We start from the raw sequence: 12,548 nt of genomic DNA, 5'->3' as shown, positions 1-12,548 counted from the left end.
TGTCTTTTTAGAGAACACGCCTTTTTCTAATTATTAAGCTGTTTTTTTCCTAAAGATCGACAATGTTTTCTTAGCAGGTATTTCTGCAAAGATCATACCTGCAAAAATAAGCAGACAGCCAGTCAGAGCACTAAAGGAAAGTCTCTCATTCGCCCACATAAATCCTGCAGCAGCTGCAAACACAGGTTCCATGGCAAATATGAGGGCCACTCTTGTTGGTGTTGTGTATTTTTGAAAAGCCGTCTGTGCAAAAAATGCGAGCGCGGTCGCAAATAGTGAAGTTACAATAAGAGCAGTCACCACATTGGTCTTAAATAATACTCCAGTTTCAAATGCCTGCTGCCAATTTTCTGTAAAAAACGCAAAAATGCCTGATAGTAATGCCACGGTACCTACTTGAATAATCGTTAATAGCAGGGCCGGATATTTGCTGCTGTATTTCCCTGTGAAAATAATATGAAGGGCAAAACCGACTGCACAGATTAATACATATGCATCACCGATATTCAGCGAGACTTTATCGGTCATTGTAAGAAAGTACAATCCCGCTGTTGCAATTGATACACCTATAATAGCATTGAATCCCGGCTTAATTTTTAAAAGCATAAAAGATAGGACCGGGACCATTACTACACTTAACCCCGTAATAAAGCCAGCTTTTGAAGAAGTTGTATAAAGCAGTCCGATTGTCTGGAGAGCATATCCTAAAAATAGAAACAGGCCCAAAATGACTCCAGAAATCAAAAGCTTTTTGTTAATTTTCTTTAACTGTTCTCTTTCAAAAATAACAAGCCAGCCTCCCAGTAAGAAAGCGGCCATGAAAAAGCGTACGCCATTAAAAGAAAATGGCTCAAGAAAAGCGATGGCGTTTTGGACAAGCACAAAGGTGGTTCCCCATACAAAGGCTACCAGCAAAAGGCTTACATCTGCAAATATAACCGATCTATTCATTATCTCATTGACCTTTCGTTCTATTTTTGCGAATGGCAGCTCTGGCTAATTCATCAGCGCCTTTGTTTTCCGAGCTGGGCACCCATTTCATAAAAAACAAATCAAATTGACTTGTAAGCTCCAAAGCATTTTCAAGCAAGGGAGCAAACTTTTTATTTTTAACGAATTCCTTTTCAACGGCCCGGTTAACCAGCTGTGAATCCGTTCGAAAGGAAACTGTTTTGTATCCCTTTTCTATACATATTTCCAGAGCATGAATAAATGCACGGTATTCGGCTTCGTGATTTTCCATATTCCCTAAAGGAATGGAATAGCGTTCAACTTGGCCATTATTTTTAATGAATATGCCTGCACCGCTGGGACCCGGGTTTCCGGCACTTGCTCCATCGATATATACTTCAATCAATTAAACTGCCTCCTGTTTTTAACCGCATAATAGGGTAAACTAAGTGTAGTTTATCATAAAAATATTCGATAAAGTGAAACTTCAATCAGTGGGGGCGCTTTCCCCCACTAATTGTTAGTTGAACCAATCGGGCCTTTTCGGGCAGTTGGATCCCCACTTATCCTCCATTGATACCTCTGAGTCTTGAATTGGGAGGACTTACTGCCCGTTAGACTGTGATAAAGCAGAAAAGGATACCAAAACGGCATCCTAATCTTTTACTGGAAAACGTTTAGCGATATAGCCAAACGGGGTATCAAGTATAGCTACTATAAATTTCAGCAAATAAGTCGTGATGAATATCTGAATCCATTCTTCCATTGGAAATACACCGAGGAAAGCAATGCTTGTAAAAACAAGGGTATCCAATAGCTGGCTGATCATGGTGCTGCCATTATTTCTGATCCAAAAATGGCCATCTTTTGGGAATTTCTTTTTTAAATAGGTAAAGATATAAACATCGGTAAATTGGCTGACTAAATAGGCAGCAAGGCTTCCGGCAGCAATCCGCGGAAGAATCGAAAAAAGAGTGCTGAGGGGCTCCTGTGCAAAATCTGTTTCATGCGGTTTAAATAATAGGACCATCTGCATGATGAGAGTCATGGATAGAAGAGTAAAGAAACCAAGCCATACAGCTTTTTTTGCTTCTTCTTTTCCGTACTTTTCATTTAGGATATCCGTAACGAGAAAAGCGGTACCGTACATAGCGTTTCCTAAAGTAGCCGTCAGGCCGAACATTTCAATGGTTTTTACGACTTGAAGATTGGCCATGACAGTGGAGAAGCCAATCCACACGAATAAACCAGTCTTTCCGAACATGCGGTACATAGCCAATACTAATGTGAAATTAATAATTGCAAAGAGCAATCCAAACCATTCATTAAACATCATATTCCTCCTAGTTTTGTTAATGCGGGAGTTTGCGAACCGCAGGAGATATAAAATTGTCATTGACCATTATACCTTGAAATATACTCAGTTAGTAATAAACTAAGTAAAGTATAATAAGTTCAACTATTGCAAACAGTTCTAATAATGATGACCAGCTAATAAAGTACAGAAAGGCTGACCTTGATGAAATATAAATTGGAATGGAAATATAAACTTAAAGGTAATGAGGATATATTATTTTCTTCAGACTGGATTGACGGTGAATCGGCCATGCAGGCTGGTGAAGATATTGAAAAATCAGGGAAGGGCAAAGAAGTAATTTACTATGATGAAGCTGGCACTTCATGGAGCACAAAGGAAATGAGAAAACTTCTAATGGAAGTTGAAGAGGATCCCCACGATATTACCGTATTTTTTGATGGGGGATTTAATAAAGAAACCAGTCAGGCAGGGCTCGGAGCGGTAATATATTTTAAACAGGGCAAAAAAAAGTATCGTGTTCGGGCAAATGAGCTCTTTGATGAGATGGATAATAATAATGAGGCAGAATATGCGGCCATTTATTACACTCTCAACCTGCTCGAAGAAATGGGCGTTCATCATATGACCTGTGAATTCAAAGGTGATTCCCAGGTAGTATTGAAACAGCTTGAAGGTGAATGGCCATGTTATGAAGAAAATTTAAACCGCTGGCTTGACCGAATTGAAGAAAAAATTAAAAAGCTTGGCATTCTTCCAAGATATAAACCCATTCCGCGCAATGAAAATAAAGAAGCAGATAAATTGGCCGGCCAGGCACTGCAGGGGAAGTTTATTAACAGCAAAATGCAGATCATATAATCGGATATAAGGAGGCGTGAATCGTTTGAGCAGAAAGGAAATTATTAATGAAGTGGAGGAGCTGATGATCAGTTACTGCAAAGACTGCTTCCTTCATAAGCATCATAAAGAGGAAAGAGGGCGCAGATATGCCCATCGATTTTGCATTACAGAGTGCACTGTAGGGGAGAAAATTAAATCAATCGGCAGCAAGCTTTCATAAATTCAGGACAAAAATAAAAGGCTGGCAGGTGCCAGCCTTTTTATCGTTATATTTGAATTATAGTTTTACAACGTTTGCAGCTTGAGGTCCGCGGTTTCCTTCAACGATTTCAAAAGAAACTTCCTGGCCTTCTTCTAAAGATTTGAAACCTTCACCTTGGATAGCAGTGAAGTGAACGAATACATCGTCTCCGCCTTCAACTTCGATGAAACCGAAACCTTTTTCATTGTTGAACCATTTTACTTTACCGTTTTGCATGTTTACTTTTCCTCCTAAGCCTGTCAAGACACATCTTGTGCCTTAGATGAATATTACCACCTAACAAAACATAGAGCAGATATTTTTATCTAATAACGGAAATATATTCTGTTAAATGATGATTATAATATACACGAATGGGCACTTTCCGTCAAGGAATTGAAACGCTTTTTTACAAAAAACAATAAAATATTTTAAATATTTTAACTTTTGTTTATTTGAAGGCGTAATACAATGTTTTCGAGTGAATTGATAACATAAATTATAGATTTTCTCATATTAATTATTAATTATCTTGTTGCCAAAGGGTGAGGAAAATGTATCGGTTTTCCATTGAGAATCAAGATTGGATCTTGAGGTTTTCACCCAACATCCAAATAGAAGCAGAAGAGAAGCAGGCCATCATCAGCTCGATCCTGCAGCTTGGCAAGGACCTCCCTCTATACTCACATGGAGAGTCATTTCTTATTATGAATGACCAATTAGGCATCATTGTATTTAATGTTGAGAAAATTCCATCCATGATTTTAACGGTCTCTAACATTGTCACAGAAAATAAATGGTACATCCAAAAAAACCTTACAATAAAGCGCTATCTTAAAGAATGATCGGCAAAAGCCGATTTTTTTTTTGAAGGATAAAAAAGTATAAAATTATGAACATTGATAACTGTCAAGCTCCACAAGGAATGCCACGACAGCTTTATCATCGCACGACTTAATAGCGTTAGCTTATATGGCCTGCCACCTCGAGGTCACAAGCCTGTCTAGCTGCGGCTCCTAGGGAAGAAATACTAGCCAATCCCTGCAAGAAGGAAAGTGTACACCATATTGCAGGGCTCGTCTTATACTTGTCGTCCCTGTGAAGTCGCCTCCACATTGGGGGCAACCCTGCCAAAAAGGCAAAGAACACCTTTCTGTGCGACCGTCTTATGCTTGAGGCCCACAGGACAAGGAAGGCTTGATCAGCATTAACATCGCACGACCGAAAGCGGCAGCTTTTGGGAGGACGTGGCATATTAGTCTGCTTCCTTTGAGGGCAAGGCCCTTGCGCTTTTCTTATTGCAAGCAGGTATGATAGGTAAAAATTCACAGGGTCTTCCGCCTTATGCAAACGCTTTCCTTTATGGATTAATATATAATTGCAGGAATCTTTAAATAATTTACGAAGGAGGACTTAGGTTGAAACGGTATAAACAGTATAAACAGTATATTTTTCTGGCCGCTGCCATAATATTGGCGGCATCCAATTTTTTATCCCCATTTATGCAAACGATTGCATCGGCCGAAAAAATGACAACAAGGATCGATCAGACTACAGCGGTCACTATCCATTATCAGCCTGCAGAGGGCAATACGAAGGATTGGAATTTATGGGTATGGCCTAAAGATGGCGAAGGGCAGGCTTTTGAATTCACTGGTGAAGATGAATTTGGACTTACTGCAGAGGTTGTACTCCCGGGAATCCATGATGAAGTTGGCTTCATTGTCCGCACTGACAGCTGGGAGAAGGATGGGGGAGACCGATTCATCAATGTACAGAGCGGCAATGATGAAGTATGGGTGAAAGCTGGCGATGAACATACATATACATCACCGCCTGATGGTGAGTACAGGGACTTTCCGGCATTTGAAAGGGTGAAGGTAAAACTCCACTACTTTCGATATGACGGTAATTATGAAGGCTGGAATTTATGGACTTGGCCAGAAGGCAAGGATGGAAAAAGAGTTGATTTTACAGCAGAAGATGATTTTGGGAAAGTTGCTGAATTTGAGCTTGAAAATCCGGAAAGTATGAAAAAGGCCGGTTTCATAGTCAGGAAGAGCACGGAAGGAAATGATTGGGCCGGCAAGGAATTTGGTGATCGCTTTATTACAAGGTTCGATGAAAATGGGAATGCAGAAGTATGGATTGTTCAGGGAACAGAAAGAATTTATTACAATCCAGCCTATATTGAAAAAGATCCAAAAATAGTGAATGCTTCTATGGATACTTTTAATCAGATTACGCTCGAAACCAATTTTCCTTTCCAGTGGAGGGATTGGGAATCCATAATTGAAATTGACAATGCAGATATTAAAGAAGTTGTTCCTTATGACGGGGACGAGGAAAAGGATTTTATAAATAAAGTAAGAGTGATAACTGAAGATAAACTGGATTTCAGGCAATCATATAAAATCTCTGCAGTTTCATTCGGAGAGGCAGAGGTGAAGATTGGGAATATTATCAGATCAAAGGAATTTGATGATGCTTTCTATTATGATGGGAGGCTGGGAAACCAGTATACGAAAAATCAAACCTCCTTCAGACTCTGGGCCCCTACAGCAAGTGAAGCATCGATAGTGCTTTATGACAGCTGGGATGATCAGACCGCTGAAGAACTTCCGCTTAAAAGAGGTGAAAAAGGAACCTGGACAACTGTTCTAAAAGGTAATCAAAATGGGCTGATTTACAATTATAAAGTTAAAATCGGAGGGAAATGGACAGAAGCGACTGATCCCTATGTACGGGCTGTAACAGTGAATGGCGACAGGGGCGTTGTGATGGATCTGGATTCAACCGACCCTGAAAAGTGGAATAAACAGAAGCCGAAGTTAAAGAATCCAGAGGACTCCATCATTTATGAAGTTCATATACGGGACCTTTCGATTCATGAGGACAGCGGCATTAAGCATAAGGGGAAGTTCATTGGGGCTGCTGAGAAAAGCACTTTAAATTCAAAAGGTGAAAAAACAGGTTTAAACCATATAAAAGATCTTGGAGTCACACATGTTCAGTTCCTTCCGATTTATGACTACCGGACAGTTGACGAAACAAAACTGGACGAACCACAATATAACTGGGGCTATGATCCTAAAAACTATAATGTGCCGGAAGGCTCGTATTCTACTGATCCTTATGATCCAGCTGCAAGAATTACAGAATTGAAGACAATGATTCAGGAATACCATAATGAGCAGCTGCGGGTTGTAATGGATGTTGTGTATAATCATGTGTTTGCAGTAAATGAATCCAGTTTCCATAAGCTTGTTCCAGGCTACTATTTCCGCTATAACGAAGATGGAACACTTGCCAATGGCACAGGAGTCGGCAATGATACAGCTTCGGAAAGAAAAATGATGCAGAAATTTATTGTCGACTCTGTTGCATATTGGGCTGAGGAATATAATCTTGATGGATTCCGCTTTGATCTGATGGGCATTCATGACACTGAAACAATGAATAAAGTAAGAAAGGCATTAGATAAAATTGATCCTGCTATCATTATCATTGGGGAGGGATGGGATTTAAACACACCACTGGCAGCTGAAAGAAAGGCCAATCAGAAAAATGCAGAAGATATGCCTGGCATTGGCCATTTCAACGATGGCATCCGGGATGGTTTAAAAGGCAGTGTGTTTGATGAACTGGATAAAGGTTTTGTAAATGGCAAACAAGGCATGGAAAACTTTGTTCAGCAAGGAATTGCAGCAGGATTGGATTATCCGGGCACAATGGCCACATACAAAGATCCTGAACAGGCGGTTACATATGCCGAGGCACATGATAACCACACTCTTTGGGATAAGCTTGAACTGACCAATCCAGATGCAACGGAGGAAGCAAGAAAAAAAATGCATAAATTGGCTTCTTCCCTTATACTCACATCCCAAGGAATCAGTTTTGTTCACGCAGGCCAGGAATTCATGCGGACAAAATACGGGGATCACAACAGCTATAAATCCCCTGACAGTGTAAATCAGTTAGACTGGAACCGCCGAACTGAATTCAGCGGGGAAGTAGACTATTTTAAAGGTCTGATTAAGCTCAGAAAGCATTATAAATCGTTTAGAATGACAACAGCTGAGGATATTCAATCAAAGCTTGAATTTATGAATGCCCCAGATAATACGGTGGCTTATAGACTGGATGCAAAAGGCCTAAAAGATAGAGCGAAAGAGATTGTTGTAATCCATAATGCAAATACAGAATCAGCAAAAATAACCCTTCCAGCCAGGGGACCTTGGCATTTGCTTGCAGACGGAAAACAGGCAGGGATAAGAACCCTAAAGATATATCAGTCAAAAACAATTGAAGTACCCGCCCAAACAAGCTTTATTCTTAAAAGATAAGTAACGGAGGAGAATCCTGTCAGGGGGTTCTTCTTTTGTTTTGCTTGCGGAACACGATTGTTTTAAAAATTTCATAACTATATAGGTATTTTAACTCCCTTTGCTAAATTTTTAGGTTAATATTAAAATAGATGTCTACAATTTGTTCTAAATGCAAAGGGAGCTAAAGTATGAAACTGATAATCGCGGAAAAACCCGATCAGGGTATGACGCTGGCTTCTATTTTTAAAATGAAGAAACACCAGGGATATATTGAGATCCTTCCGAACGATATATTTCCCCAAGGGGCTCATGTTACTTGGGCTATAGGCCACCTATGCCAGCTGTCTGCCCCTGAACAATACAATAAGGATTGGAAAAAATGGTCATTGGATACATTGCCCATAATTCCCGAGCAATTTCAATATGAAGTGACAAAGGATAAAGCAAAACAATTTAATATAATCAAACAGCTTGCTTCTAATCCAAAATTAACAGAAATTATCCATGCTGGTGATGCAGGGAGAGAAGGCGAGCTTATCATCCGGAATATTCTGAGGCTTACCGGTACAGTAGTGCCCATGAAAAGGCTCTGGATCTCTTCCTTGACTCCTAAAGCTATAAAGGAAGGGTTTCTTGCCCTGCTGGATGAAAGTGACACAAGGAACTTATATTATGAAGCCTATACGAGAGCATGTGCCGACTGGATCGTTGGCATGAATGCTTCCCGATTGTACAGTCTTCTTCTGCAGCAGAAAGGCTTCTCGGATGTTTTTTCAGTAGGAAGGGTTCAGACTCCCACTTTAGCTTTAATCGTAAAAAGAGAACAGGAGATCCAGAATTTTGTTTCCGAACCTTTCTGGGAGGTAACTGCACAGTTTAAAGTAAACGGGAAAAAATATACCGGCAAGTGGGAAAAAGATGGGGAATCAAGAATTAAGACGAAAGAGCTTGCCGAAAAGATTGCGGCATTCTGCAGGGACAAAGATGCACATCTAGAAGAAGTGCAGGCCGAAAAAAAAGAATTCCTGCCGCCCATGCTTTATAACCTTTCTGCACTGCAGGCAGAAGCCAACCGCAGATTCAAATTTCCGCCAAAAAAAACACTTGATGTAATGCAGAAGCTTTATCAAAAAGGAATCGTATCATATCCTCGTTCAGATTCCAGGCATGTAACAGAAGGAGAAGCGGAAATGTTTCCGGAGATTCTCAGAAAAATAGAAACAAAAGATGAGTATAAGGAATTTTTCCCTCTGCCTTCAAGCTCGATTTTGAAGAATAAACGGTATGTGAATGATAAAAAGGTAACTGATCACTATGCCATTATTCCGACCGAACAGGTGCCCGACCTGGTAAGATTATCTTCGGATGAAAAAATTCTCTATGACCTGATCGTAAGGAGCTTAATAGCTGCACATTATGGAAAAGCTGTAACAGAATATACAACTATTAAGACCCTTGCAGATGGAAGAGCTTTGTTTTTATCCAAGGGAAAAGTACAGCTTGAAGAAGGCTGGAGAAAAGTGATTCCGCAGCAGGAGAAGGAAAAAGAACCGATTCTGCCTTTATTGCAGGCGGGTGATCAAGGTACAGTGATAAAGGCGGATGTAAAAGAAAGCAAAACCCAGCCGCCCAAAAGGTATACTGAAGGCCAGCTGATTACACTGATGAAAACGGCCGGGAAGCAAATCGAAGATAAGGAACTTGAGAAGGTCCTGATGAAGACGGAAGGCCTTGGAACGGAAGCCACAAGGGCGGGAATCATCACAATGCTGAAGGAGCGCAAATACATTGATATAAAGAAGAATCTTGTATATGCAAACTCAAAAGCAAAAATCCTGATAGAGGCAATAGGCACAGAAATACTGGCTTCTCCAGAAATGACGGCCAAATGGGAACAGCGGCTGAAGGATATTTCGGATGGTCAGGCATCCCCCAAACAATTCATGGAGCAAACCAATAAAATGGTTGGCCATTTGATTTCCGCCTCCATTGAACATGCGGGAAAGTGGACATTTTCTGAAGAAGATAAAGAGGGATTCACGCCGGGGAAATTCAAGCAAAAAAGAGCAGCCAATCTGGGCAAATGCATGCTGTGTGATGGTAAAGTTGTTGATAAGGGGAGCTTTTATGGCTGCTCCAATTATAATAAAACAAAATGCACCTTTACTATTTCCAAAAGCATTATGGGCAGGACGATGACTCAGAAACTGATCAAACAGCTATTAAAGGATGGGGAAACAGAATTAGTTGAAGGTTTTACAAGCAAAGGAAAGGATAAAACATTTTCAGCTAAATTAACCTGGGACCGACAGGAGAATAGAGTCAAATTTCTCTTCCCGCAAAAGACCTGAATTTGCTTGCTGCAGCGTATTTCCTTGTCTCCATTTTCCAACTGTAGTAAAATCGTTAAAGTCTTATAATTATTTATAAATGATATAAAGTGGACATGGCGCTCTGCGCTTTTATAATTGGCAGGAGGTTGCGTAATGCCAACACCAAGTATGGAAGATTACATTGAACAAATATATATGTTAATTGAAGACAAGGGATATGCCAGAGTTTCTGATATTGCCGAGGCTCTCTCTGTTCATCCCTCTTCAGTGACAAAAATGGTTCAGAAGCTTGATAAGGATGAGTATCTGGTTTATGAAAAGTATCGAGGGCTTATTTTAACGCCAAAAGGGAAAAAAATCGGCAAGAGGCTTGTATATCGGCATGAACTTTTAGAACAGCTCCTGCGTATTATTGGAGTTAAAGAAGAAAATATTTATGAAGACGTGGAAGGCATTGAACATCACCTGAGCTGGGATGCCATTGACAGGGTTGGCGACTTGGTTCAGTTTTTTGAAGAAGATGAAAGCCGCATTGGAGTGCTGAGGGAAATCCAGCGTAAAAATGAAGAAGAACAGTAAAAACCTGACCGCTTTGCGTCAGGTTTTTTTCATGTACTGGCACTATTTTAATAGAAGCTGGGAAAATCATCAAAAGATGGCGCAAAGGAAGGATTCAGATACATAGAACCATCTTCGTTTTCATAAATTTGAATACCCTCAATCAAGCCCTCTTCAGCCTCCAATAGTGCTTTCCGATAAGAAATGATTCTTCCACCGGAAGTCTGGAATGAAATAATCTCATCATTGTTGTTTCGGTAGACTGCTGTCAGCTGTTCGCCGTTCATATAAACTCTCCTTATTCATTTTCTATCAATATTGTTGACTTTTTTAACATTTTATAATCAGAGGTATTTATGATAATCTTAGCGAATTTAAAATATTGGGAACTTTTTTTAATGAACAATCGTATGCATAACAGGGGGGATATGATGAGCACTTTTAACTGGTCTGCAGAAGCAGAGAAGCTTTGGGATGAAAATTCGGAATCATGGAATGCAAAGAGCGCAGCAATGTGGGAGGAAGGGAGCCGGAAGGATATCATCTCCTTCTTCGAAAAGCATGTCAAAAAGGGATCTGCCGTATGTGACCTTGGATGCGGAGATGGGTATGGTTCATACAAACTTGCTTTGGCTGGATATAGGGTTATCGGGATTGATGTCTCTGAAGAAATGATACATAAAGCAGAAAAATTGAACGAAAAAACAGGTGTGGTATTTAAGAAAGAAGACATATCAGATCTTACCCTTGAAGAGAATGCACTTGATGCGGTCCTTGCCATCAATTCACTGGAATGGACAGAGAGCCCGCTGGATGTTTTAAAAGAAATTCGGAGAACTGTTAAACCGGGCGGAAGGGCGTGTATAGGCATTCTTGGTCCAACAGCTGCACCCCGGGCTAACAGCTACCGCAGACTATATAAGGAAAAAGTTATATGTAATACCATGATGCCGTGGGAATTTGAACGGCTTGCAAAAGAAAACGGATGGTTAAAGATTGATGAACTTGGCGTTTATAAAAAAGCATCAGACCAGCTTTCAAAAGGCTCGCTCACGGATGAGCTAAAGCAATCATTATCTTTTATGTGGATCTTTATGCTTGAAAACAAGAAAAATGAAGGGATGGGAAAAGAATGAGCAGATATTCAATTGAAGAGTTTGTAAATCAGACAAAACAGCAGGATAAAGGAGAAGGGTTATTTGAACTTGAAACACCAAGGATGCTCGAAATTAATTTAACCAGCCAGGTTTGGGCTAAAGCTGGCGGGATGGTCTCCTACCGCGGCCAAATTAAGTTTGAACGCGAAGGGATACTCGAGCATGGCTTAGGAAAAATGTTCAAAAAGGCACTTACTGGAGAAGGGGCAGCTTTAATGAAAGCTACGGGCAACGGAAAGCTGTACCTTGCAGACCAGGGAAAGAAAATTTCAATCCTGAATCTAGATGGAGATGCCATCTTTGTAAATGGGAATGATCTGCTTGCATTTGAGCCTTCCATCAGCTGGGACATTAAGTTAATGAAGAGGATGGCGGGCATGCTCGCAGGAGGTTTGTTCAACGTCCGTTTAGAAGGAACAGGAATGGTGGCTATCACTTCTCACTATGAGCCGCTGACACTCTTGGTTACTCCTGATAATCCGGTATATACCGATCCGAATGCGACAGTTGCATGGTCAGGTACACTGCAGCCCGAATTTGTGACAGATATCTCATTTAAAACGTTCCTTGGAAGAGGAAGCGGAGAGTCAATCCAAATGAAGTTTTCAGGTAACGGTTTTGTAGTAGTTCAGCCATTTGAAGAAGTGTATTATGCTCAGCAATCATAAGGAAAAGCGGAAGCGCCTTGCCCACCCCTGACCTCGAGGGGGTAGGGGCCGAAGTTAGACAGTAATCGAAGTTCAAAATTTTATACTTTCTTATTTTAAGGATAAGCCGGTTTTTGAGTGGGGAACTCCTCTCAAAGACCGGGCTTTTTTC

At 40.5% G+C, this 12,548-nt stretch carries 13 protein-coding genes; 8 read left to right on the top strand and 5 right to left on the bottom strand.

Going from position 1 to position 12,548, the window contains the following annotated elements:
• Nucleotides 1-33 precede the first annotated feature (33 nt).
• From DFO72_RS00760 to DFO72_RS00750, 3 genes are all read right to left on the bottom strand, one after another.
• Nucleotides 34-951 carry a DMT family transporter gene (locus DFO72_RS00760; protein ID WP_113884629.1) on the bottom strand — a complete coding sequence of 306 codons (918 nt, stop codon included), beginning with the start codon at nt 949-951 and terminating at the stop codon, nt 34-36.
• Between the two features lie 4 nt (nt 952-955).
• Entirely contained in the window at nt 956-1,357 is a 402-nt protein-coding gene (locus tag DFO72_RS00755) for a reverse transcriptase-like protein (protein WP_113884630.1), read from the bottom strand.
• 249 nt (nt 1,358-1,606) lie between these two features.
• On the bottom strand, nt 1,607-2,284 hold the full coding sequence (locus DFO72_RS00750; RefSeq protein ID WP_113884631.1) for a queuosine precursor transporter: 678 nt from the start codon (nt 2,282-2,284) through the stop codon (nt 1,607-1,609).
• A 186-nt stretch (nt 2,285-2,470) separates the two neighbouring features.
• On the opposite strand from DFO72_RS00750, the gene DFO72_RS00745 reads away from it, so the two are divergent.
• Both DFO72_RS00745 and DFO72_RS00740 read left to right on the top strand, forming a co-directional pair.
• Nucleotides 2,471-3,127 carry a reverse transcriptase-like protein gene (locus tag DFO72_RS00745; RefSeq protein ID WP_113884632.1) on the top strand — a complete coding sequence of 219 codons (657 nt, stop codon included), beginning with the start codon at nt 2,471-2,473 and terminating at the stop codon, nt 3,125-3,127.
• A 25-nt stretch (nt 3,128-3,152) separates the two neighbouring features.
• Nucleotides 3,153-3,329, top strand: a complete 177-nt coding sequence (locus tag DFO72_RS00740; protein ID WP_113884633.1) for a zinc-finger domain-containing protein — start codon at nt 3,153-3,155, stop codon at nt 3,327-3,329.
• Nucleotides 3,330-3,386: 57 nt separating this feature from the next.
• On the opposite strand, the gene cspD is transcribed toward DFO72_RS00740, so the two are convergent.
• Nucleotides 3,387-3,587 carry a cold-shock protein CspD gene (gene cspD / locus DFO72_RS00735; RefSeq protein WP_009332654.1) on the bottom strand — a complete coding sequence of 67 codons (201 nt, stop codon included), beginning with the start codon at nt 3,585-3,587 and terminating at the stop codon, nt 3,387-3,389.
• A gap of 317 nt (nt 3,588-3,904) precedes the next feature.
• Between cspD and DFO72_RS00730 the strand changes: the two genes are divergently transcribed.
• The 4 genes from DFO72_RS00730 (at nt 3,905) to mntR (ending at nt 10,593) form a co-directional block, all read left to right on the top strand.
• Nucleotides 3,905-4,195: a hypothetical protein gene (locus DFO72_RS00730; RefSeq protein WP_113884634.1), complete on the top strand. Its 291-nt coding sequence runs from the start codon at nt 3,905-3,907 to the stop codon at nt 4,193-4,195.
• Between the two features lie 573 nt (nt 4,196-4,768).
• Nucleotides 4,769-7,699 carry a type I pullulanase gene (pulA, locus tag DFO72_RS00725; protein ID WP_432207039.1) on the top strand — a complete coding sequence of 977 codons (2,931 nt, stop codon included), beginning with the start codon at nt 4,769-4,771 and terminating at the stop codon, nt 7,697-7,699.
• Between the two features lie 170 nt (nt 7,700-7,869).
• Nucleotides 7,870-10,032 (top strand): DNA topoisomerase III, encoded by a 2,163-nt coding sequence (locus tag DFO72_RS00720; protein WP_113884636.1) that lies wholly within the window; start codon nt 7,870-7,872, stop codon nt 10,030-10,032.
• Between the two features lie 135 nt (nt 10,033-10,167).
• Entirely contained in the window at nt 10,168-10,593 is a 426-nt protein-coding gene (gene mntR, locus DFO72_RS00715; protein ID WP_113884637.1) for a transcriptional regulator MntR, read from the top strand.
• A gap of 47 nt (nt 10,594-10,640) precedes the next feature.
• Here the strand turns inward: mntR and DFO72_RS00710 are convergent, their stop codons facing one another.
• Nucleotides 10,641-10,859 (bottom strand): DUF3892 domain-containing protein, encoded by a 219-nt coding sequence (locus tag DFO72_RS00710; RefSeq protein WP_113884638.1) that lies wholly within the window; start codon nt 10,857-10,859, stop codon nt 10,641-10,643.
• A 144-nt stretch (nt 10,860-11,003) separates the two neighbouring features.
• Here DFO72_RS00710 and DFO72_RS00705 point away from each other — a divergent pair, with 144 nt between their 5' ends.
• Together DFO72_RS00705 and DFO72_RS00700 are read left to right on the top strand one after the other, a co-directional pair.
• Nucleotides 11,004-11,708 (top strand): class I SAM-dependent methyltransferase, encoded by a 705-nt coding sequence (locus DFO72_RS00705; RefSeq protein WP_113884639.1) that lies wholly within the window; start codon nt 11,004-11,006, stop codon nt 11,706-11,708.
• Nucleotides 11,705-12,397, top strand: a complete 693-nt coding sequence (locus DFO72_RS00700; protein WP_113884640.1) for an AIM24 family protein — start codon at nt 11,705-11,707, stop codon at nt 12,395-12,397. Before DFO72_RS00705 ends, DFO72_RS00700 begins: the two co-directional genes overlap by 4 nt.
• Nucleotides 12,398-12,548: the final 151 nt, after the last annotated feature.

It is taken from the genome of Cytobacillus oceanisediminis (assembly GCF_004366035.1).
Classification (GTDB): domain Bacteria; phylum Bacillota; class Bacilli; order Bacillales; family Cytobacillaceae; genus Cytobacillus; species Cytobacillus oceanisediminis_C.
The sequence above is the reverse complement of the archived record's forward strand: the minus strand, read 5'-3'. Positions and strand labels throughout refer to the sequence as shown.